Origin of the sequence: Bacillus sp. FSL R5-0512, assembly GCF_038593295.1 — a bacterium.
GTDB classification, from domain to species: domain Bacteria; phylum Bacillota; class Bacilli; order Bacillales; family Bacillaceae; genus Bacillus; species Bacillus safensis.
On the sequence record NZ_CP151982.1, the window covers coordinates 1,350,503 to 1,370,926 of the forward strand.

Here is a 20,424-nt window from a genome sequence, read left to right on the forward strand (position 1 = left end):
ATGTTATACTTCATATTGATGAATGAGTGATGGAGGATTAATAAATGATTGCAGTAAATAATGTTAGTTTGCGCTTTGCTGATCGTAAACTATTTGAAGAAGTAAATATTAAATTCACTCCTGGCAACTGCTACGGATTAATTGGTGCCAATGGAGCTGGTAAATCAACGTTCCTAAAGATTCTTTCTGGAGAAATTGAGCCTCAAACGGGCGATGTTCATATGAGTCCTGGTGAGCGTTTAGCGATTTTAAAACAGAACCACTTTGAATACGAAGAGTTTGAAGTGCTGAAAGTCGTCATCATGGGTCACAAACGTCTATATGACGTGATGCAGGAGAAAGATGCGATCTATATGAAACCTGATTTCTCAGATGAAGACGGGATTCGTGCAGCGGAGCTTGAAGGTGAGTTTGCTGAATTAAACGGCTGGGAAGCTGAAAGTGAAGCGGCGATCCTATTAAAGGGCCTTGGCATTCCAGAAAGCCTTCAATCGAAGAAAATGTCTGAGCTTGGCGGTTCTGAAAAGGTAAAAGTACTTTTAGCTCAAGCTTTATTTGGCAAGCCTGACGTTCTTCTTCTCGATGAGCCGACGAACCACTTGGACTTACAAGCAATCCAGTGGCTCGAAGAGTTCCTCATTAACTTTGAAAATACCGTCATCGTCGTTTCGCATGATCGTCATTTCTTAAACAAAGTATGTACACATATTGCGGACCTTGATTTCGGAAAAATCCAAGTATACGTCGGTAACTATGATTTTTGGTATGAGTCCAGCCAGTTAGCGCTGAAACTAAGCCAAGAAGCAAATAAGAAAAAAGAAGAACAAATTAAGCAGCTTCAAGAATTCGTTGCCCGGTTTAGTGCGAACGCTTCTAAATCGAAGCAAGCGACATCAAGAAAGAAATTGCTTGATAAAATCTCTTTAGATGACATTAAGCCGTCTTCACGTAAATATCCGTATGTTCATTTTGCGCCAGAGCGCGAAATCGGAAATGATGTCCTTCAAGTAGAAGGTCTATCAAAAACAATTGACGGTGTGAAAGTACTGGATAATGTCAGCTTTATTATGAACCGCGAAGATAAAATTGCGTTCTTAAGCCGTAATGAGCTTGCTGTGTCCACTTTATTTAAAATCCTTGCTGGTGAAATGGAGCCAGACAGCGGATCATTTAAATGGGGCGTCACAACGTCACAAGCCTTTTTCCCGAAAGATAATAGTGAATACTTTGAAGGAAACGATGTTGATCTCGTTGATTGGCTTCGTCAATATTCTCCGAATGATCAAAGCGAAAGCTTCCTGCGTGGTTTCCTAGGACGTATGCTTTTCTCTGGGGAAGAAGTGAAGAAAAAAGCAAGTGTCTTATCAGGAGGAGAAAAGGTTCGTTGTATGTTATCAAAAATGATGCTGTCTGGAGCGAATATTCTGCTGCTGGATGAGCCAACGAACCACTTAGACCTAGAATCCATTACAGCGCTGAATAACGGCCTCATGAGCTTTAAAGGAGCTATGCTCTTCTCATCTCATGACCATCAGTTTGTTGAAACAGTCGCAAACCGGATTATCGAAGTGACGCCAAATGGCATCGTCGATAAACAAACAACATATGATGAGTTCTTATCAGATCAAGACATCCAAAAAAGACTTGAAGAGCTTTACGCATAAATAAAAAAAGACATCCATAGGATGTCTTTTTTTGATTAAATCGCCCAGTTTCCATTTCGGAAGATCGGTTCGCGTTTCCCGTCTTTTGTGATCCCGTCAATATTCATTTCCTTTGAACCAATCATAAAATCAACGTGTGTAATACTGCTGTTCACACCCGCTGCATCCAATTCTTCTCGTTTCATTTCTTTTCCGCCTTCGATATTAAACGCATATCCGCTGCCGATGGCAAGGTGGTTTGATGCATTTTCATCGTAAAGTGTATTGTAATAAAGAATATTTGAGTTAGAAATTGGTGAATCATCTGGTACGAGGGCAACCTCACCTAGATAATGAGAGCCTTCATCTGTTTCAACGAGAGATTTTAACATATCTTCGCCTTCTTTTGCTTTCACATCCACAATCCGGCCATTTTCAAAGGTTAATGAAAACTCATCAATGATGTTTCCAGCATAGCTGAGCGGCTTTGTGCTTGAGACTGTCCCGTTTACACCGTCTTTTTTCGGTACGGTAAAGACTTCTTCTGTCGGCATGTTGGCCATGAACGAAACGCCGCGTTCACTTACGCTGCCAGCACCTACCCAAATATGCTGCTCTGGAAGCTCGATCGTTAAGTCTGTGCCCGGTGCTTCATAATGAAGCTTGTGGTAGTGGCGTTCATTGAGTATTTTGACCTTTTCGTTTAATGACGCATCGTGCTTTTTCCAAGCCTCAACTGGATCTGCTTGATCAGCGCGTGCGACTTTAAAGATTTGATCCCACAATAACGTGACAGCTTCTTCATCTGTATGATCAGGGAAAATCTTTTTCGCCCATTCTTTTGATGCAGCACCTACGACTGTCCAAGCGACTTTGTCAGATTGAACGTATTGACGATATGTATGTAGTGCTGAACCAGCAGCTTTTTGCTGTGCAGCGATTTTTTTCGAATCAATGCCTCGCAAAAGGTCAGGGCTTTCTGACAGGATGGTAATAAAAGCGCCTCCGCGTTTTGCGATGGTTTCCATCATCTGTGCTTCCCATTCAGGGAATTGCTCAAATACATCTTGCGGTGCATGTTCATATTTTAAACGAGTGAGAACACCATCACTCCAGCGGATATGTACGTTTTTCGCCCCGCGCTCATACGCGTGTTTCGCTATAAGACGAACAAGATGTGCAGATTCAGTAAATGCGGATACAACGACTTCCTGCCCCTTTTGTACATTCACACCGACCTCAACGATGGTCTTCGCATATTGATCTAGTTGTTTTTCAAATGAACTCATAAAAACCCCTCCTTTAGTCATGTTCATCATATCAGATTTATGACCGAAAAGGAAAATGGGGAGCCCGTTTAAAGCCAAAATAAAAAAGCCGCTTTCGTGCGGCTTTTTTAGTGGTTCAGTTGTTTCACAGGCTGTGCATTAGAAGGCGGCATATGTGAAAACGACAGGCTCATTCCTCCTAAAATAATACCCGTTAAAATGACTGTGACAACGACCCGTTTACCTAAATCAAGCAACATGTTCTTCCTCCTTCACGTTTATCCATTTCTCACGATATGATCAAAATGACAAAAAAAGAAGTAGAACAAGAAGATTATTTTAAAGTTTTTTGCAATTTGTCGATCACTTCTAATGAACGACCTGTTCCAATGGCAACAGATTCAAGGGGATTGGCTGCAATATGGACTGGAACAACAATCTCTTGAGAAAGCCATTCTTGAATTCCATTTAAAAGAGCGCCTCCGCCAGTTAAAATGACGCCGCGGTCTACAATATCTCCGCTTAGCTCTGGAGGGCTGTCCTCTAATGTGGCACGGATCGCTTCTAAAATATGAAGAAGTGATTCTCGCATGGCGCCTTGAATTTCATGAGAGACAAGTGTGATCGTTTTTGGCAGACCTGTCACAAGGTCGCGACCGCGCACTTCTAATGATTCAGGCTCATGTTCAATAAGACCATATCCAATTTCCATTTTCACCTGCTCGGCCGTCCGTTCGCCGATTAATAGGTTATATTTCTTTCTGACAAACGTAATGATATCTTCATCCAGCTGATCGCCGCCAATTCGGATCGAATGACAAGAGACAACGCCGCCAAATGAAATGATCGCAACTTCTGTTGTTCCGCCGCCAATATCGACTACGACGTTCGCCACAGGCTCGTCTACCGGAAGATCAGCACCGATTGCAGCTGCAACAGGTTCTTCAATTAAATGCACATGCTTTGCTCCGCAGTTTTTCACAGCATCGCTGATGGCGCGGCGCTCAACAGCTGTTGAACCAGAAGGTGTACATACAACGACAGTTGGCTTTCTGAAGGTAAACCCGATATTTTTTCCTGCTTTTTTCATGATTTGTTTAAGTAAATCTGTTGTCATATCATAATCAGCGATGACACCGTCTTTCATCGGACGGATCGCAACAATTTTCCCAGGTGTTTTCCCGATCATTTCTTTTGCTTCTGATCCGACGGCAAGTACAGTCTTTGTTTCTGTATCGACTGCTACGACGGACGGTTCATTTAAAATAATTCCCTTATTTTTACTATAAACCAATATGTTAGCTGTTCCTAAATCAATTCCAATTTCGGCATTTTGAAACATGTTTTCACCCAATCTCTATTTTTGCTGTTTTAAACAATTTTACATTTAAAAGTTCAGAGGGTTGATGTCATTTGTGGGGGTTTGTGATCACCTTGAAATGAATCTGTAAAATTCAAGTATCATTTTGACAATCACAATAAATTTTCCCTTTGTTTTTTCTTTTATGAAAAAAATTTTTATAGAGGAGAAACCTTTTAAGAATCTCTTACGTCTACGATATATCAATTGGTGAAAAACAGATTGATCTTGAGCTAATGAAAGAAAGAGGGAACGAAATTGAAATCTATCGGAGTCGTAAGAAAAGTAGACGAACTAGGGCGTATTGTGATGCCAATCGAATTGAGAAGAGCACTTGATATCGCTATTAAAGACAGTATGGAATTTTTTATAGATGGAGATAAAATCGTCTTGAAAAAATATCAGCCAGAGGGCGTTTGTCTCATGACTGGTGAGATTACATCAGAGAACCATGAATATGGAAATGGTCAAATTACATTAAGCGCTGAAGGCGCAGAACTGCTGTTAAAAGAACTGCAAGAAGCTCTTCAGAAGTAATCAAAATAGCCTGCTCTCTTCCTCTGTGCTGAGAACAGGCTATTTTTTCTTTAAAAAAGTTCCTTAAAAATGCCCCATCTCCCTCAAAAAATAAGTGGAAAATGGTACAATTGACAAAGAATCTCAGGGCGGCAGGTGGAATCATTTGAACAAAACATATCAAGTTCGGATCGTGTTATCTGTTCTTGCATTTATCTTAATCATAAGCTGGGATTTCTTTTATTATGTAGGCGGCTATCAAATTAATTGGCCGCTCGATCTAGCCTTTACAGTCGTTGTGTTAGCAGGGATCTGGGGTGTCTCAGGATATGTAGACCGCTTGAATTTACTTGTGTCAGATCTAAATAAGAGAGAAAAAGAAGCACACGAACTGACAGAGCGGCTGAATCGAATTACAGATAACTTGCAAGAAATTGTCTTTGAAACAGATGAAAAAGGGCACATCATTTTCTTAAATCAAGCATGGAAACAAATGACCGGCTATGACATAGATGAATGTCTAGGTACGATGTACAATCAGTACTTTGATCAAGAAGAAAGAGTTATTCAGCATTTGTCATCTGTCATCAAAGAGCATAAAGATTCAGGGCGGATCGAGCTGCAGCTTCTTCATAAAGAGGGGAAGAAAGTATGGGGAGACGTTCATTATAAGCTCTACTTTGATGAGGAGCACCAGTTTACTGGAGGTATTGGAACAGTTGCAGATATTACAAAACAAAAGCTGGCAAAGCTTGAGCTTGAAAAATCAAATCAACAAGTGCAAATGCAGGCGCAAAAGCTGGCTGTTGCAGGACAAATAGCCGCTGGAATCGCCCATGAAGTCAGAAATCCGCTGACCTCAGTAAATGGCTTTTTGCAGCTGATGAAAACACAATATCCTGAAAGAACCGATTATTTTGACATTATCTTTTCTGAAATTAAACGGATTGATTTTGTTTTAAGTGAGCTGCTGGTACTGGCAAAGCCGCAGTCGGTCCATTTTCAAGAAGTTCAGCTTCATGGACTGTTAGAACAGGTGATTACATTGCTAAAAACCAATGCAGTCCTTTCGAATATTGATCTCAAACAGCCATTTAAAAAGCAGGATGTCGGCGCTATATTAGCAGACGCTAACCAAATGAAGCAGCTGTTCATTAATTTAATTAAAAATGCCATTGAGGCAATGCCTGAAGGCGGCAGTATATACATATCAACAGAAAAAGTGATGAACGAATGGAAAATTACCATTCAAGATGAAGGAAAAGGGATGTCTGAAGAGGATATTCAGAAAATATATGATCCTTTCTTCTCCACAAAAACAGAAGGGACGGGACTTGGCCTCACCATCTGTGCAGCGATTTTAAAAGATCATCACGGTAGGATGGATGTGGTCAGTGAGCTGGGAAAAGGTACAGCTTTTCATATCTATTTACCTGTGTGGCAAAAAAGCAGACACCAGCAAGGCGAGAGGACGTGATTTCATGAAGGAGAAAGCTTTATTTGTATATGGGACGCTTCTGCAGCATGAAGAGCACCACGAGACGTATATGAAAGAAAGCAGGCCATTAGCTAAATCAGCTTGGATCAGCGGCAGAATCTATGATACAGGTCAAGGATACCCTGCGTGCGTTCTAAAAGAGAAAAGCACAGTATATGGAGAATTGTACGAGGTAACCGCAAGCACGCTGAATAAGATAGATTTGCTTGAGGAAGGGTATGACAAGCAGGTGGTCGATGTCATGACAGACAAAGGGCCGGTGGCGGCTGTTACATACACTTTACCAAAGCAGAAGGCATCATCGCTGAAGGAGATCGAGAGCGGCTGCTGGAAGGAATATAGAATGTGGCAGCAGCAGCCGGCATCCTTCTATTATTTTGCCTATGGTTCCTGTATGGATGATGCAAGATTTAAACTGGCGGAAGTTGATCATTATTTTAAACAAATCATCGGCGGCGGTGCTCTGAACGGCTTTACAACTAGATTTACATTGGTAAGGCCTGATGGATCAAGAGCAGATATGGTAGAAGACGGCGGAGAAACAGAAGGCGTTTTATATGAGGTTCCTTTTGATGCCATTCGATATTTGTACAAACGAGAAGGCGTCTATGAGGGCACATATCGTCCAGCTTTTGTCGATGTCAAAATAGGTGATCAGATATATGAAGACTGTTTAACCTTTCTTGTTCTTCAAAAGAGCGAAGAAATTGCTCCGCCAGGTCATTACCGCAGTGAAATTGAAAAAGGAGCAGATCTTTACTTAAGTGAAGCATTCCGCAAAAAAATTCGCTCGCATATGGATTCATTAATCAAACCGTAGTAAAATGCATGGTAAGTGAGATAAAAGGAGTCTGAACATGAAAAAGGAATATGCAGTCATTGGTCTTGGACGCTTTGGCGGAAGTATTTGTAAGGCGCTGAGCGAAGAAGGACTTGAAGTCATGGCCATGGATATGAATGAAGATCGAGTGAACGAATACGCGAAAATTGCGTCACATGCGGTCATTGGTGATTCGACGGACGAATCTGTTTTAAAAAATCTCGGCATTCGCAATTTTGATCATGTCATCGTTGCGATTGGTGAAAACATTCAGGCCAGTATTTTAACGACGATTATGCTGAAAGAGCTTGGCGTTAAAATGGTCACAGTAAAAGCGCAAAACGATTACCACGAAAAGGTGTTAAATAAAATTGGGGCTGATCGCATCGTTCATCCAGAGCGGGACATGGGCAGACGAATTGCACATAAAATCATTTCCAATAACGTATTAGATTATCTTGAGCTGTCAGATGAGTACAGCCTCATTGAAATCGTTGCCAACAGCAGGCTTGCAGGGCATTCTCTTTTAGATCTCGATATTAGAGCGAGATATGGCATTAATATTGTGGCGATTAAGCGTGGAAAAGAAGTGATTGTTTCACCGCTCGCAGATGAAATGATTCAAAAAGAAGATATTCTGATTGTCATTGGGGCAGTTGCCGATATCGGACGTTTTGAAAAACGAGAAATGCAGAACGATTATTAAACACTCCTAGGCGGGGTGTTTTTTAATATGATTATGTACACATGAGGTGGACAGTGAAGAGGGAAGAAGACATTTAAAAGGGCTGTTTTGTTCTGCATAAACAGCTAAAGTCATTCATCATATTTTTCATGCAATTATCACTATTCAGAAATAAAAATCAGTCTTTTTATCTGGGTGATTTTCTCTAAATGTCATTGACTGGGCAAACAGATTCGTTTACGATAAGAAACATTATATTGTTTACTTGGAGGAGGCAGTGTCGTTGGATAAGGAGCTTTTCAGACATCAAATTGAGGTAGCTGCAAAGAGAAAAAAAGCAGCCCTAGTGATTAAACATGCGAAAGTTATGGACGTGTTTAACCAGGAATGGATAGACGCTGATGTCGCTGTTGAAAATGGACAAATAGTAGGGATTGGAGAGTACGAGGGAGAACAGGAACTGGATGCAGCAGGTCAAATGCTTGTACCCGGTTTTATTGATGGCCACGTTCATATCGAGTCCTCTATGGTTACCCCTGCTGAATTCTCCAAAGCTGTCGTCCCGTGCGGTGTGACAACTGTCGTAACAGACCCGCATGAAATTGCCAATGTGTCAGGGGTCACAGGCATCCGTTTTATGCTGGAAGAAGCGAGAAAAGCTGCCTTAAATATTTATTTCATGCTGCCATCCTGCGTACCGGCAGTCAGTTTTGAACGATCAGGTGCTGTTTTAAAAGCGAAAGATTTAAAGCCTTTGTATCAAGAGAAAGAGGTTCTTGGTCTTGCTGAGGTGATGGATTACGTCGGTGTGGAGCAGGCAGAAGAAGATATGCTTCAAAAGCTGCTTGATGCTCAAAACGAGAATAAATTGATTGATGGCCATCTAGCAGGCTTAACAGACCGATTAATAAACGTTTACCGCACAGCGAATGTCCAAACAGATCATGAGGTGACAACAGCCGAAGAAGCCCTTGAACGTGTAAAACGAGGTATGTATGTCATGCTGAGAGAAGGCTCTGTTGCCAAAAACGTGAAAAGCGTTTTACCAGCTGTGAATGAAAAGAATGCGAGACGCTTTTTCTTTTGTACCGATGATAAACATTTAGATGATTTAATGGCTGAAGGAAGTATTGATGAACAAGTACGTATGTCTATAAAAGAAGGGTTAGACCCATTTTTAGCGTATCAAATGGGAAGTTTAAACGCAGCAGAGTGTTTTGGCCTCAAAACAAAGGGAGCCATTGCGCCAGGCTTTGATGCTGATTTTATGCTCGTCTCTGATCTTCATCAAGTAGACATTACCAGCGTATTTATTGCTGGAGAATTAGTGGCGCAGCATGGAGAGTACAAGCCAGGTGTCGAAAAAATTGCACCGAGTCCAGCCTTATTACAATCTGTTCATGCTATAGACGTTCAAGAGCAAGATCTGGCTCTGTCTATCACAGCTCATCAAAAGATGAATGTCATCCGCATTATTCCAAATCAGCTAGAAACAAAATTAGAACAAATCTCTCCTTCAGAAACGAACGGACAATTCACTAGTGATACAGAAAGAGATGTATTAAAAATGGTGCTTGTCGAACGCCATCAAGGCTTATCTGAAATGGGGATAGGGATTGTCAGCGGCTTTGGATTAGAAAAGGGCGCAATTGCAACAACGGTTGCACATGATTCTCACAATTTAATTGCGGTTGGCACAAATGATACTGATATCGTGAAAGCCATTGACTCGTTAAAAGAAGCAGGCGGCGGTTTGACTGTTGTCAAAGAGGGCCAGACTCTTCATACACTGCCATTACCGATCTCTGGTTTACTTTCAGATCAGCCGGCACATCTTGTAAATGAAAGCCTTCATGCACTCCATGAAGCGTTAAAAGAAACAGGTTTTATTTTAGACTTTAATCCGTTTTTGACGCTGTCCTTCTTGGCACTCCCAGTCATTCCTGATGTGAAAATGACGACAAAGGGTTTGTTTGATGTCAGAAGCTTTCAGCATCTCCCAATTCAATCATAAAAAGAGAGAAACCGCATATGTATATATGCGGTTTTTTCAATGAACGGTGAAAAAAAGAGACACAGCCAAGCGGCTTGTGTCTCTTTTTGTGATTACACTTCCATAATAATCGGTAAGATCATTGGACGGCGTCTTGTTTTTTCATAAAGGAAAGGTGCAAGGGTGTCAGTAATTTCGTTCTTAATTTCAGACCACTGAGTTGTCTTACGTTCCATTACTTTTTCAAGATGCTTCGAAATTAAATCCTGTGCATCGTTGATCAGGTCTCCAGATTCTCTCATGTAGACAAAACCTCTTGAGATCAAATCAGGACCAGCAGAGATTTTGAATTCTTTCATGTCCATGCTGACGACCACAATAACAAGGCCCTCTTCAGAAAGAATGCGGCGGTCTCTTAAAACGATGTTTCCGATATCGCCAATACCGCTTCCGTCGATATACACGTTGCCTGATGGGATTTTGCCAGCGACACTTGCTTCGTCACCTTTCAGTGCAAGAACTTCACCGTTATCCATGATAAAGCAGTTTTCCTCAGGGATGCCGCAATCATTCGCAAGTTTGATATGCGTTTTTTGCATGCGGTATTCACCGTGAATCGGCATAAAGAATTTTGGTTTAATTAAACGGAGCATGAGTTTTTGTTCTTCTTGTCCGCCGTGACCAGATGTATGAATATTATTTAGCGAGCCATGAATGACCTCAGCACCTGCACGATAAAGCTGGTTAATGGTGCGGCTTACACTAATATTGTTACCTGGGATCGGTGAAGATGAGAAGACAACAGTGTCTCCAGGGTTAATGGAAATCTGGCGGTGAGTACCGTTCGCAATACGAGAAAGAGCTGCCATCGGTTCACCCTGGCTTCCAGTACAAAGAATGGTCACTTTGTTTGCTGGAAGGCGGTTGATTTCATTATGTTCAATAAACGTGTTTTTTGGACATTTAATATAGCCAAGATCTTGTCCAATATCAATAGCAGACTCCATACTGCGTCCAAATACAGCGACTTTTCTGCCGTTGGCAACAGCAGACTCAATCACTTGCTGAAGTCTGTGAATGTTTGAAGCAAACGTGGCAAAGATGATGCGTCCATCGACTTTTCTAAAGATGTCATCAATGCTTTCACCTACGCGTCTTTCAGACATCGTAAATTCTGGGATTTCACTGTTTGTACTATCAGATAAAAGACAAAGAACGCCTTCTTTTCCGATCTCAGCCATTTTGGTTAAATTGGCAGGCTCGCCAACAGGAGTAAAGTCAAACTTGAAATCACCTGTATGTACGATGTTACCAGGAGGTGTCTTCACGACAATTCCATAAGAATCTGGAATACTGTGTGTCGTTCTAAAGAAAGACACAGCTGTTTTTCTAAATTTAATGGTATCTTCTTCTTCAAAAATGTGAAGTTTTGTTTGTCTCAAGAGACCATGCTCTTCCAATTTATTACGAAGTAGGCCGATTGCGAGTTTGCCGCCGTAAACTGGAATATTCACTTGCTTGAGAAGGTAAGGGATACCGCCGATGTGGTCTTCATGTCCGTGAGTGATGAAAAGACCTTTGATTTTATCTTCGTTTTTAACTAAGTACGTATAGTCAGGGATGACGTAGTCAATTCCAAGAAGCTCGTCTTCAGGAAACTTAATGCCTGCATCAATTAAAATGATTTCATCTTGAAATTGAACGCCATACGTGTTTTTACCGATCTCGCCTAAACCGCCGAGCGCAAAAACTGCCGCCTGATCGTTTTTAACAAATTTCATTCCTCTCATAGCTCCAATACTTTAAAATTTTCACTTTCTCGTTCATAGTCTAAAAAAGCACCGTCTACAGGCTGAATGAATTCAATGTTGTAGTTATGTTTTTTCAACTTATCGCGTACGTCTCTTTCAGAAACCGCTTCAACGTATAGTGAATCTGTGTGTTCTCTTACAGGTACCTCAGTAGTACTTGCCTGAAAAAATACCTTATATATCATCCAAATCTCTCCTTAAATACCGTATGTTACACTCGCTTATTCTATTATATTAAAAAAACGCGCATAAGAAAAGTCTCTGAGAAAAAAGGACCTTCGGCAAATGTGCGGAAGATCCTTTTAAGCAATTGATTTTTTGCGAAGCATGTCCTTCCATTGTCTTCGAATTTTCTTACGCAGACGACGAAGCATCACATGCCGCCTCCTTTCGGGTTGAAGTAAGCTTAACCAGTGTGTTCCGGTCTCTCTATATACTTGTATTATATGATGTTTCTATTGAATGTTACATGGTTATATGTGGGAAATAGGCGCTTTCAAAAGGAATTGGTTTCGAAAGCTGAAATCTTTCTGTATGATGAAAGGGAGTGTGTATACATAACGAAGAGCAGGAGGGCGAGATATGAATAAAAAAGTCATCTTCTTTGATATCGACGGTACTTTATATGACCATGATAAAAATATACCTGAGTCAACGAAGCGAGCGGTTCATTTATTAAAAGAAAAAGGTCATCATCTCTTTATTGCATCTGGGCGTTCTCCTTTTCTGATCCGGCCCATTTTAGAAGAATTAGGGCTTGACTCATTCATTGCTTATAACGGTCAGTATGTCATGTATGAGGGAGACGTTATTTACGGCAATCCGCTGAAGCAGGAGCTGATGGAGCGGATTTATGAGACAGCGGATCGTCATGATCATCCGCTCGTTTTTATGGGAGAAGAAACGATGAAGGCGTCTGTGCCGAATCATCCGTTTATCCATGAAGGAATCGGTACTTTGAAAACAGAGCATCCTGAGCACGATGTATCTTTCTTTAAAGAAAACGACATTTTTCAAATGCTGTTATTTTGTAAGGCAGAAGAGGAAGTGGAGTATAAGGCATTCCGCGAAGAAATTGACCTTGTCAGATGGCATGAGCTGTCAACGGACGTTCTGCCAAAAGGCGGATCAAAAGCTGAAGGAATCAAACGAGTCATCGAAAGACTTCCTTACGATCAAAAGGATACCATTGCCTTTGGAGACGGATTGAATGATAGAGAAATGATTTCGTTTGCTGGAACAGGCGTGGCGATGGGAAATGCTGTGAGTGAATTGAAAGCATTGGCTGATTTTGTGACAAAGCCGGTAGATGAGGACGGCATATTCCATGCAGTGACCCAGCTTGGCCTCATTGAAGAATAAAAAAGAAGACCCTTAGAACGACGGGTCTTCTTTTTATGTTATGATCTGCCGATCGCAACAGAGTTTTCTGGCTCAGCGAACGGCTGATCCTTTTGAATATGATCATAAAACATAATGCCATTTAAATGGTCAATTTCGTGCTGAAAGACAATGGCAGGGAACCCTTTTAGACGGATATCAATGTCCTCTCCTTCAAGCGTAGTGGCCTTGACCCTGATTTTTTGATATCGAGGAACAAATCCAGGGATGGCTTCATCAACTGATAAGCAGCCTTCACCAGTCGCTAAATAAGCTCTTTTGACTGAATGACTGACAATACGCGGGTTGAACAGAGCATAGCTATATTCTTCTCCGTCTTCATCCTCACAGTGAACAGCGATCATTCGTTTACTAATATTGATTTGCGGAGCTGCCAATCCAACGCCGGGTCTTAGTCCGTATTTTTCAGCAATGTCAGCATCCTGACTGTTTTTGACGAATTCGATCATGTCAGCTAATTGCTGTTTTTCCTCTTCTGTCGGCGGGAGCTCGACCGCTTCAGCTGTTTGTCTTAAGACGGGATGTCCGTCCCTTACGATATCATCCATGGTAATCACAAAACTTCACTCCTATTTCCTTTGTATGTAAAGTATATAAAATGATACACAACATATGCAATGAAATAAAGAAGACCGGTCCTATGAGACCGGTCAGAGGCTTAAACAGCCTTAGCAGCAGCCACCGCCGCCGCCTAAGAATGCTGCGCCAACGATAATTAATAGGATGAAAAGCACAACGATTAAAGCGAATGTACGTCCGCCGCCGTATCCGTATCCACCGCCATAACTTGGGTAACAACAGCCGCCGCCATATCCGCCACCGAATCCATACCCGTAACCGCCGTATCCACCATACATACTTCCATGACTATAATTAGACATACTTTTGACCTCCTTTGGAAATACACTTGGCCTCTCATAAGTGAAGGCGAAGCGTGTAATATAAACTATGTATGAATGCACTATTTGTATAGTCATGCGCCTATTGCTTGAAAAAAATCTTCTCCGCCTCACATGACTGACCTCTTTCCTTGTCACAAACGTCTATAAAAATTATAGTGGTATGTGGAGATGTAAAGGGGGCCTTGTGATGAGACAGATGAAAAGAAGCTTGAAAGCAGGTGCTGCTTTAGCGGGGATATGTACCCTTTTGCTGACAGGGTGCGGAGGTCAAAGTCCATTCAATGATATGCAGGACGCGATGACGAAAATGAGTGAAAAAGAAGCATCCTTCGAAAAAGAGCAAGGTACACTGCAAAGCTATGAGGAAAAAGAGCAGAAGCTGTATAAAAAAATGATTCAAACAACAAAGGACCATACAAAAACAGTGGCAAGCCTTTCTGATCAGGCGTTAGAATCGGCAGCACAAAGAGAAGAACATTTAAAAACAGAAAAAGTCAGTATGGATGAATCGAAAAAAGAATTGAAAACAGTAAAGGAATCTGCTGCACGATTGCAAAATGCGGAGTTAAAAGAGAAAGCAGATCAAACGGTCAAATCAATCGAGAAACGATATGCGTCATATGATCAGCTTTACAAGGAGTATCAAAAGGCGCTGAAACAAGATCAGCTTTTGTATCAATCTTTAAAGAAAAAGGATCTAGGATATGAAGAGCTGAAGTCAAAGCTGAAGACCGTGAATCGTTCATATAGCAAAGTCAGAAAAGAAAGTAAGAAGTTCAATCGATATACAGATCAATTGAATGATCATAAACAGGCTTTGTATAAAGCAGCAGATCAAGGATCGAAAAAGAGCTGAAAAAACAGCTCTTTTTTTATTTTTCGACAAAAACAAACATTTTCTATTGTAGTACAGCAGTACACTCTATACTAGTACAGATTAGGTTGTTTGTTAAACAGATTGATACAGTTCACCATAAAAAGTAAAGCGAATACATTTATTTAAATAAAGCCGTTAAATCAATTGACGGACTATTTTTCTTGTTGTAAACTATTCCTTGTTAACAGAAGTTGTATTAGTTTTTTGTGAACTATCGTTAATACAGTTATAAGGACTCAAAAACGAGTGATCAACCAATGTTTCGACAACGATCTTAGTGGCTATTATATACAGGAGTCATATGAGTATTTTGGGTTATCCTATATCTGTATGTATAAATGGATTCACGACAAATGGACTGTTAAAAGAAAGGAAGAGGTGACTTTAGAATGGCTGCAAAAACAAAAAAAGCAATTGTTGATAGCAAAAAGCAATTTGATGCCATCAAAAAGCAGTTTGAAACGTTTCAAATTTTAAACGAAAAAGGCGAAGTCGTAAACGAAGCGGCAATGCCGGATCTTTCAGATGACCAATTAAAAGAATTAATGCGCCGTATGGTGTTTACACGAGTATTAGATCAACGTTCAATTTCATTGAACCGTCAAGGACGTCTTGGCTTCTATGCGCCAACAGCTGGACAAGAGGCTTCTCAGCTTGCAACTCACTTTGCACTTGAGAAAGAAGATTTCATTCTTCCAGGATATCGTGATGTACCACAATTAATCTGGCATGGTCTTCCGCTAACAAAAGCATTCTTGTTCTCTCGCGGACACTTTGTTGGTAACCAAATGCCTGAAGATGTGAATGCACTTTCACCGCAAATCATTATCGGTGCTCAAATCATTCAAGCTGCTGGTGTAGCTCTTGGTTTGAAAAAGCGCGGTAAAAAAGCTGTTGCAATCACTTACACTGGTGACGGTGGAGCTTCACAAGGTGATTTCTACGAAGGTATTAACTTTGCAGGGGCTTACAAAGCGCCAGCGATTTTTGTTGTCCAAAACAACAGATATGCGATCTCTACACCTGTTGAAAAGCAGTCTGCTGCACAAACAATTGCACAAAAAGCAGCTGCAGCTGGTATCGTAGGCGTACAAGTTGACGGTATGGATGCATTAGCTGTTTATGCAGCAACTGCTGAAGCTCGTGAGCGCGCTGTAAATGGTGAAGGTCCAACATTAATCGAAACTCTTACATTCCGTTACGGCCCACATACAATGGCTGGTGACGATCCAACAAGATATCGTACAAAAGAAGATGAAAACGAGTGGGAGCAAAAAGATCCATTGGTACGCTACCGTAAATTCTTGGAAAACAAAGGCCTATGGTCTGAAGAAGAAGAGAATAAGGTCATCGAAGATGCAAAAGAACAAATCAAACAAGCGATCAAAGAAGCTGACGAACAGCCTAAGCAAAAAGTCACTGACTTGATTGAAAACATGTACGATGTAAAACCATTCAACTTAGTTGAACAGCTTGAAATTTACAAACAGAAGGAGTCGAAGTAAGCCATGGCGCAAATGACAATGATTCAAGCGATCACTGATGCGTTACGCACAGAACTGAAAAATGACGAAAACGTTCTCGTTTTCGGAGAAGACGTTGGTAAAAACGGCGGCGTATTCCGTGCGACTGAAGGATTGCAAAAAGAGTTTGGTGAGGATCGTGTTTTCGATACTCCACTTGCTGAATCTGGTATTGGCGGTCTTGCTATTGGCCTTGGACTACAAGAATTCCGCCCGGTAATGGAAATTCAATTCTTCGGATTCGTTTACGAAGTATTAGATTCTGTTTCTGGACAAATGGCTCGTATGCGTTACCGTTCTGGCGGACGCTGGCATTCCCCAGTGACAATCCGTTCTCCATTCGGCGGGGGAGTTCACACACCTGAGCTTCACGCTGACAGCTTAGAAGGACTTATCGCACAACAGCCTGGTATCAAGGTTGTTATTCCTTCAACACCTTACGATGCAAAAGGACTTTTAATTTCTGCAATTCGTGACAACGATCCTGTAGTGTTCCTTGAGCATATGAAACTTTATCGTTCTTTCCGTCAGGAAGTTCCTGAAGAAGAGTACACAATTGAAATCGGTAAAGCTGACGTGAAACGTGAAGGTTCTGACCTTTCAATCATCACTTACGGTGCAATGGTTCACGAATCACTAAAAGCTGCTGAAGAGCTAGAAAAAGAAGGCGTTTCTGCTGAGGTTATCGACCTTCGTACAGTAAGCCCGCTTGATATTGAAACAATCATCGCTTCTGTTGAAAAAACAGGCCGTGCGATCGTTGTTCAAGAAGCACAAAAACAAGCTGGTATTGCTGCAAACGTAGTAGCTGAAATCAATGACAGAGCGATCCTTAGCTTGGAAGCACCAGTACTTCGTGTAGCTGCACCTGATACTGTATTTGCTTTCTCTCAAGCTGAGAGCGTATGGCTTCCAAACCATAAAGATGTACTTGAAACAGCGAAGAAAGTTCTTGAATTTTAATTAAATGACAGAGGGGAAAAGAATTTATTTCTCTTCCCCTTTATCAATTACATGACCGTGTAAATATACACAACAAGGGTTCAACAAAATCTAGGAGGCGAAAAACAGTGGCATTTGAATTTAAACTTCCGGACATCGGAGAAGGTATCCACGAAGGTGAGATCGTTAAGTGGTTTGTTAAACCAAACGACGAAATCAATGAAGATGACGTTTTAGCAGAGGTACAAAATGATAAAGCAGTTGTAGAAATTCCTTCACCTGTTAAAGGAAAAGTATTAGAATTAAAAGTTGAAGAGGGAACAGTTGCAACTGTAGGACAAACAATCATTACGTTTGATGCACCTGGTTACGAAAATCTTCAATTTAAAGGCAGCGAAGAAGAAGGCGAAGCAAAAACTGAAGCTCAAGTACAAGGTACTGCTGAAGCTGGTAACGAGCCAGAGAAGAAAGAAGTAGCACAAGAAGAAGCGGCAGCAGCAACTGGTGCAGGCGCACAAGAGCAAGTAGACGCTGATCCAAACAAACGCGTGATCGCTATGCCATCTGTACGTAAATATGCTCGTGAAAAAGGCGTTGAAATTTACAAAGTTGCAGGTTCTGGTAAAAACGGCCGTGTGTTAAAAGAAGATATCGACAGCTTCGTTAATGGTGGTTCTGCAGCTCAAGAAGCAGCACCTCAAGCAGCTGAAAGTGCGAAAGAAGCAGCAGCTCCTAAAGCGGCAGCAGCTCCAGTTCTTGAAGGAGAATTCCCAGAAACTCGCGAGAAAATGAGCGGAATCCGCAAAGCAATCGCAAAAGCAATGGTGAACTCTAAGCATACAGCTCCTCACGTAACATTAATGGATGAAGTTGATGTAACAAACCTTGTTGCACATCGTAAACAATTCAAACAAGTTGCAGCTGATCAAGGAATCAAGTTAACTTACTTGCCTTACGTTGTAAAAGCTCTAACTTCTGCTTTGAAAAAGTACCCAGTACTTAACACTTCTATCGATGATAAAACGGATGAAGTTGTTCAAAAGCATTACTACAACATCGGAATTGCAGCTGACACTGAAAAAGGCTTGCTAGTTCCAGTTGTGAAAAATGCAGATCGCAAAGCGATTTTCGAAGTTTCTAACGAAATCAATGAGCTTGCAACAAAAGCACGTGATGGTAAATTGGCTCCAGCTGAAATGAAAGGTGCATCTTGCACAATCACAAACATCGGTTCTGCTGGTGGACAATGGTTTACTCCAGTCATCAACCACCCAGAAGTAGCGATCCTTGGTATTGGACGTATCGCTGAAAAAGCGGTTGTTCGTGATGGCGAAATCGTTGCAGCTCCAGTCTTAGCTCTTTCCCTAAGCTTTGACCACCGTATGATTGACGGAGCTACTGCGCAAAATGCCCTTAACCACATCAAGCGTTTATTGAATGATCCACAATTAATTTTAATGGAGGCGTAATGTCATGGTAGTAGGAGATTTCCCAATCGAAACAGATACTCTTGTCATCGGTGCAGGTCCTGGTGGATATGTAGCTGCTATTCGTGCTGCACAGCTTGGACAAAAAGTAACAATCGTTGAAAAAGGAACACTTGGCGGTGTATGTCTAAACGTTGGCTGTATCCCTTCAAAAGCATTAATCAATGCTGGCCATCGTTTCGAAAATGCTAAGCATTCTGAAGACATGGGTATCAAAGCTGAAAACGTAACAGTTGATTTCACAAAAGTTCAAGAGTGGAAAGCTTCTGTTGTTAATAAGTTAACAGGTGGAGTTCAAGGTCTTCTTAAAGGAAATAAAGTAGACATCGTCAAAGGTGAAGCTTATTTCGTAGACAGCAACTCTGTACGTGTAATGGATGATAATTCAGCACAGACTTATACGTTCAAAAATGCAATTCTTGCAACTGGATCTCGTCCAATTGAATTGCCTACTTTTAAATACACAGACCGCGTGATCAACTCAACTGGTGCTTTAGCGCTTAAAGAAGTACCTAAAAAGTTAGTTGTCATCGGTGGTGGATACATCGGTACTGAGCTTGGTACTGCTTATGCAAACTTTGGAACAGAAGTTGTGATCCTTGAAGGTGGAGACGAAATCCTACCAGGTTTCGAAAAGCAAATGAGCTCATTGGTTAAACGTAACCTGAAGAAAAAAGGAAACGTTGAAATCCATACAAACGCTCTTGCAAAAGGCGTTGAAGAAAAATCTGATGGTGTCACTGTTACGTTCGAAGTAAAAGGCGAAGAAAAAACAGTTGATGCTGATTACGTACTTGTGACTGTTGGTCGTCGTCCAAACACTGATGAGCTTGGTCTTGAGCAAGTTGGTGTTGAATTGACTGACCGCGGAGTTGTCAAAACAGACAAACAATGCCGTACAAGCGTATCTAACATCTATGCAATTGGTGACATCGTTGATGGACCACCACTTGCTCACAAAGCTTCTTACGAAGGTAAAATTGCAGCTGAAGCAATCGCTGGAGAGCCAGCTGAAATTGATTACCTTGGTATTCCTGCTGTTGTATTCTCTGAGCCAGAACTTGCAACTGTTGGATATACTGAAGCAGAAGCAAAAGCAGAAGGAATCGAAATCGTTGCAGCGAAATTCCCATTCGCAGCGAACGGACGTGCACTTTCTCTAGATGCAACTGATGGCTTCATGAAAATGATCACTCGTAAAGAGGATGGTCTAGTGATCGGTGCTCAAATCGCAGGTGTTGGTGCTTCTGATATGATTTCAGAGCTTAGCCTTGCAATCGAAGCTGGAGTGACTGCTGAAGATATCGCTATGACAATTCACGCTCACCCAACATTAGGTGAAATTACAATGGAAACGGCTGAAGTAGCAATCGGAAGCCCAATCCACATCGTAAAATAATGAAACCTATGAAGCCCTCTCCTTGATGGAGAGGGTTTTTTTGGTGCCCTGAACACCATATGAAAAACCCCTCATGAGGTGAGGGGTTTCAGCGTGTAGACAAACCCTCGCATTCTTTGTCAGTCCTGCGCGCTGGTGCTCACGAATGTCAAATTCGCTCCGCGCCTGTGCTCGTCCTTCCTAGACTTCAAAGGTTTTCTATCACGCTGAAAAAAAGACAAAGAGCTAAAATAAAGATCATTTTAGCCCTTTGTCAACAATTTGAAACCCCTCATGAGATGAGGGGTTTTTTCATATGG

At 41.5% G+C, this 20,424-nt stretch carries 19 protein-coding genes; 12 read left to right on the forward strand and 7 right to left on the reverse strand.

Annotation, left to right across the window (positions count from 1 at the left end; genetic code table 11):
- The first annotated feature begins 44 nt into the window (after nucleotides 1–44).
- The gene (locus NSQ25_RS06885) at nucleotides 45–1,664 is read left to right on the forward strand and encodes an ATP-binding cassette domain-containing protein (RefSeq protein ID WP_024426884.1); all 1,620 of its coding nucleotides are present in this window, start codon (nucleotides 45–47) and stop codon (nucleotides 1,662–1,664) included.
- 35 nt (nucleotides 1,665–1,699) lie between these two features.
- Here NSQ25_RS06885 and NSQ25_RS06890 read toward each other — a convergent pair whose 3' ends face one another.
- From NSQ25_RS06890 to mreBH, 3 genes are all read right to left on the reverse strand, one after another.
- Nucleotides 1,700–2,932, reverse strand: a complete 1,233-nt coding sequence (locus NSQ25_RS06890; RefSeq protein ID WP_326136482.1) for an aminopeptidase — start codon at nucleotides 2,930–2,932, stop codon at nucleotides 1,700–1,702.
- A gap of 107 nt (nucleotides 2,933–3,039) precedes the next feature.
- Nucleotides 3,040–3,171, reverse strand: coding sequence for a protein YkpC (locus NSQ25_RS06895; RefSeq protein WP_326136480.1), 132 nt, complete (start codon nucleotides 3,169–3,171; stop codon nucleotides 3,040–3,042).
- Nucleotides 3,172–3,245: 74 nt separating this feature from the next.
- A complete protein-coding gene (gene mreBH / locus NSQ25_RS06900; protein WP_024424745.1) occupies nucleotides 3,246–4,253 on the reverse strand; it encodes a rod-share determining protein MreBH in 1,008 nt (335 codons plus the stop codon).
- A gap of 276 nt (nucleotides 4,254–4,529) precedes the next feature.
- Here mreBH and NSQ25_RS06905 point away from each other — a divergent pair, with 276 nt between their 5' ends.
- The 5 genes from NSQ25_RS06905 (at nucleotide 4,530) to ade (ending at nucleotide 9,804) form a co-directional block, all read left to right on the forward strand.
- Nucleotides 4,530–4,808: an AbrB/MazE/SpoVT family DNA-binding domain-containing protein gene (locus tag NSQ25_RS06905; RefSeq protein ID WP_024424746.1), complete on the forward strand. Its 279-nt coding sequence runs from the start codon at nucleotides 4,530–4,532 to the stop codon at nucleotides 4,806–4,808.
- 145 nt (nucleotides 4,809–4,953) lie between these two features.
- Nucleotides 4,954–6,264, forward strand: coding sequence for an ATP-binding protein (locus NSQ25_RS06910; RefSeq protein WP_101677238.1), 1,311 nt, complete (start codon nucleotides 4,954–4,956; stop codon nucleotides 6,262–6,264).
- A gap of 4 nt (nucleotides 6,265–6,268) precedes the next feature.
- A complete protein-coding gene (locus NSQ25_RS06915; RefSeq protein WP_070325777.1) occupies nucleotides 6,269–7,105 on the forward strand; it encodes a gamma-glutamylcyclotransferase family protein in 837 nt (278 codons plus the stop codon).
- Nucleotides 7,106–7,142: 37 nt separating this feature from the next.
- Entirely contained in the window at nucleotides 7,143–7,811 is a 669-nt protein-coding gene (locus NSQ25_RS06920) for a TrkA family potassium uptake protein (protein ID WP_008345123.1), read from the forward strand.
- Between the two features lie 262 nt (nucleotides 7,812–8,073).
- A complete protein-coding gene (ade, locus tag NSQ25_RS06925) occupies nucleotides 8,074–9,804 on the forward strand; it encodes an adenine deaminase (protein WP_326136479.1) in 1,731 nt (576 codons plus the stop codon).
- 92 nt (nucleotides 9,805–9,896) lie between these two features.
- Here ade and rnjA read toward each other — a convergent pair whose 3' ends face one another.
- Entirely contained in the window at nucleotides 9,897–11,564 is a 1,668-nt protein-coding gene (rnjA, locus tag NSQ25_RS06930; RefSeq protein WP_012009818.1) for a ribonuclease J1, read from the reverse strand.
- A gap of 5 nt (nucleotides 11,565–11,569) precedes the next feature.
- The gene (locus NSQ25_RS06935; RefSeq protein WP_008345114.1) at nucleotides 11,570–11,779 is read right to left on the reverse strand and encodes a DNA-directed RNA polymerase subunit epsilon; all 210 of its coding nucleotides are present in this window, start codon (nucleotides 11,777–11,779) and stop codon (nucleotides 11,570–11,572) included.
- 397 nt (nucleotides 11,780–12,176) lie between these two features.
- Here NSQ25_RS06935 and NSQ25_RS06940 point away from each other — a divergent pair, with 397 nt between their 5' ends.
- Nucleotides 12,177–12,956, forward strand: a complete 780-nt coding sequence (locus tag NSQ25_RS06940) for a Cof-type HAD-IIB family hydrolase (protein WP_024426890.1) — start codon at nucleotides 12,177–12,179, stop codon at nucleotides 12,954–12,956.
- Nucleotides 12,957–12,994: 38 nt separating this feature from the next.
- Here the strand turns inward: NSQ25_RS06940 and def are convergent, their stop codons facing one another.
- Entirely contained in the window at nucleotides 12,995–13,552 is a 558-nt protein-coding gene (gene def, locus NSQ25_RS06945; RefSeq protein WP_024424751.1) for a peptide deformylase, read from the reverse strand.
- A gap of 111 nt (nucleotides 13,553–13,663) precedes the next feature.
- Nucleotides 13,664–13,852 (reverse strand): YjcZ family sporulation protein, encoded by a 189-nt coding sequence (locus NSQ25_RS06950; RefSeq protein WP_034281949.1) that lies wholly within the window; start codon nucleotides 13,850–13,852, stop codon nucleotides 13,664–13,666.
- Nucleotides 13,853–14,084: 232 nt separating this feature from the next.
- On the opposite strand from NSQ25_RS06950, the gene NSQ25_RS06955 reads away from it, so the two are divergent.
- The 5 genes from NSQ25_RS06955 (at nucleotide 14,085) to lpdA (ending at nucleotide 20,125) form a co-directional block, all read left to right on the forward strand.
- The gene (locus NSQ25_RS06955) at nucleotides 14,085–14,753 is read left to right on the forward strand and encodes a YkyA family protein (RefSeq protein WP_326136478.1); all 669 of its coding nucleotides are present in this window, start codon (nucleotides 14,085–14,087) and stop codon (nucleotides 14,751–14,753) included.
- A 410-nt stretch (nucleotides 14,754–15,163) separates the two neighbouring features.
- A complete protein-coding gene (gene pdhA / locus NSQ25_RS06960; RefSeq protein ID WP_024424754.1) occupies nucleotides 15,164–16,279 on the forward strand; it encodes a pyruvate dehydrogenase (acetyl-transferring) E1 component subunit alpha in 1,116 nt (371 codons plus the stop codon).
- A gap of 3 nt (nucleotides 16,280–16,282) precedes the next feature.
- The gene (gene pdhB, locus NSQ25_RS06965; protein WP_012009824.1) at nucleotides 16,283–17,260 is read left to right on the forward strand and encodes a pyruvate dehydrogenase complex E1 component subunit beta; all 978 of its coding nucleotides are present in this window, start codon (nucleotides 16,283–16,285) and stop codon (nucleotides 17,258–17,260) included.
- Between the two features lie 107 nt (nucleotides 17,261–17,367).
- Nucleotides 17,368–18,708 carry a dihydrolipoamide acetyltransferase family protein gene (locus NSQ25_RS06970; protein WP_034281632.1) on the forward strand — a complete coding sequence of 447 codons (1,341 nt, stop codon included), beginning with the start codon at nucleotides 17,368–17,370 and terminating at the stop codon, nucleotides 18,706–18,708.
- 4 nt (nucleotides 18,709–18,712) lie between these two features.
- On the forward strand, nucleotides 18,713–20,125 hold the full coding sequence (lpdA, locus tag NSQ25_RS06975) for a dihydrolipoyl dehydrogenase (protein WP_024426892.1): 1,413 nt from the start codon (nucleotides 18,713–18,715) through the stop codon (nucleotides 20,123–20,125).
- Nucleotides 20,126–20,424 lie beyond the last annotated feature (299 nt).

Coding starts and splice junctions, on each gene's coding strand:
- NSQ25_RS06885 (WP_024426884.1), top strand. CDS start 45: ATGATTGCAGTAAATAATGTTAGTTTGCGCTTTGCTGATCGTAAACTA.
- NSQ25_RS06890 (WP_326136482.1), bottom strand. CDS start 2,932: ATGAGTTCATTTGAAAAACAACTAGATCAATATGCGAAGACCATCGTT.
- NSQ25_RS06895 (WP_326136480.1), bottom strand. CDS start 3,171: ATGTTGCTTGATTTAGGTAAACGGGTCGTTGTCACAGTCATTTTAACG.
- mreBH (WP_024424745.1), bottom strand. CDS start 4,253: ATGTTTCAAAATGCCGAAATTGGAATTGATTTAGGAACAGCTAACATA.
- NSQ25_RS06915 (WP_070325777.1), top strand. CDS start 6,269: ATGAAGGAGAAAGCTTTATTTGTATATGGGACGCTTCTGCAGCATGAA.
- NSQ25_RS06920 (WP_008345123.1), top strand. CDS start 7,143: ATGAAAAAGGAATATGCAGTCATTGGTCTTGGACGCTTTGGCGGAAGT.
- rnjA (WP_012009818.1), bottom strand. CDS start 11,564: ATGAAATTTGTTAAAAACGATCAGGCGGCAGTTTTTGCGCTCGGCGGT.
- NSQ25_RS06935 (WP_008345114.1), bottom strand. CDS start 11,779: ATGATATATAAGGTATTTTTTCAGGCAAGTACTACTGAGGTACCTGTA.
- NSQ25_RS06940 (WP_024426890.1), top strand. CDS start 12,177: ATGAATAAAAAAGTCATCTTCTTTGATATCGACGGTACTTTATATGAC.
- NSQ25_RS06950 (WP_034281949.1), bottom strand. CDS start 13,852: ATGTATGGTGGATACGGCGGTTACGGGTATGGATTCGGTGGCGGATAT.
- NSQ25_RS06955 (WP_326136478.1), top strand. CDS start 14,085: ATGAGACAGATGAAAAGAAGCTTGAAAGCAGGTGCTGCTTTAGCGGGG.
- pdhA (WP_024424754.1), top strand. CDS start 15,164: ATGGCTGCAAAAACAAAAAAAGCAATTGTTGATAGCAAAAAGCAATTT.
- pdhB (WP_012009824.1), top strand. CDS start 16,283: ATGGCGCAAATGACAATGATTCAAGCGATCACTGATGCGTTACGCACA.
- lpdA (WP_024426892.1), top strand. CDS start 18,713: ATGGTAGTAGGAGATTTCCCAATCGAAACAGATACTCTTGTCATCGGT.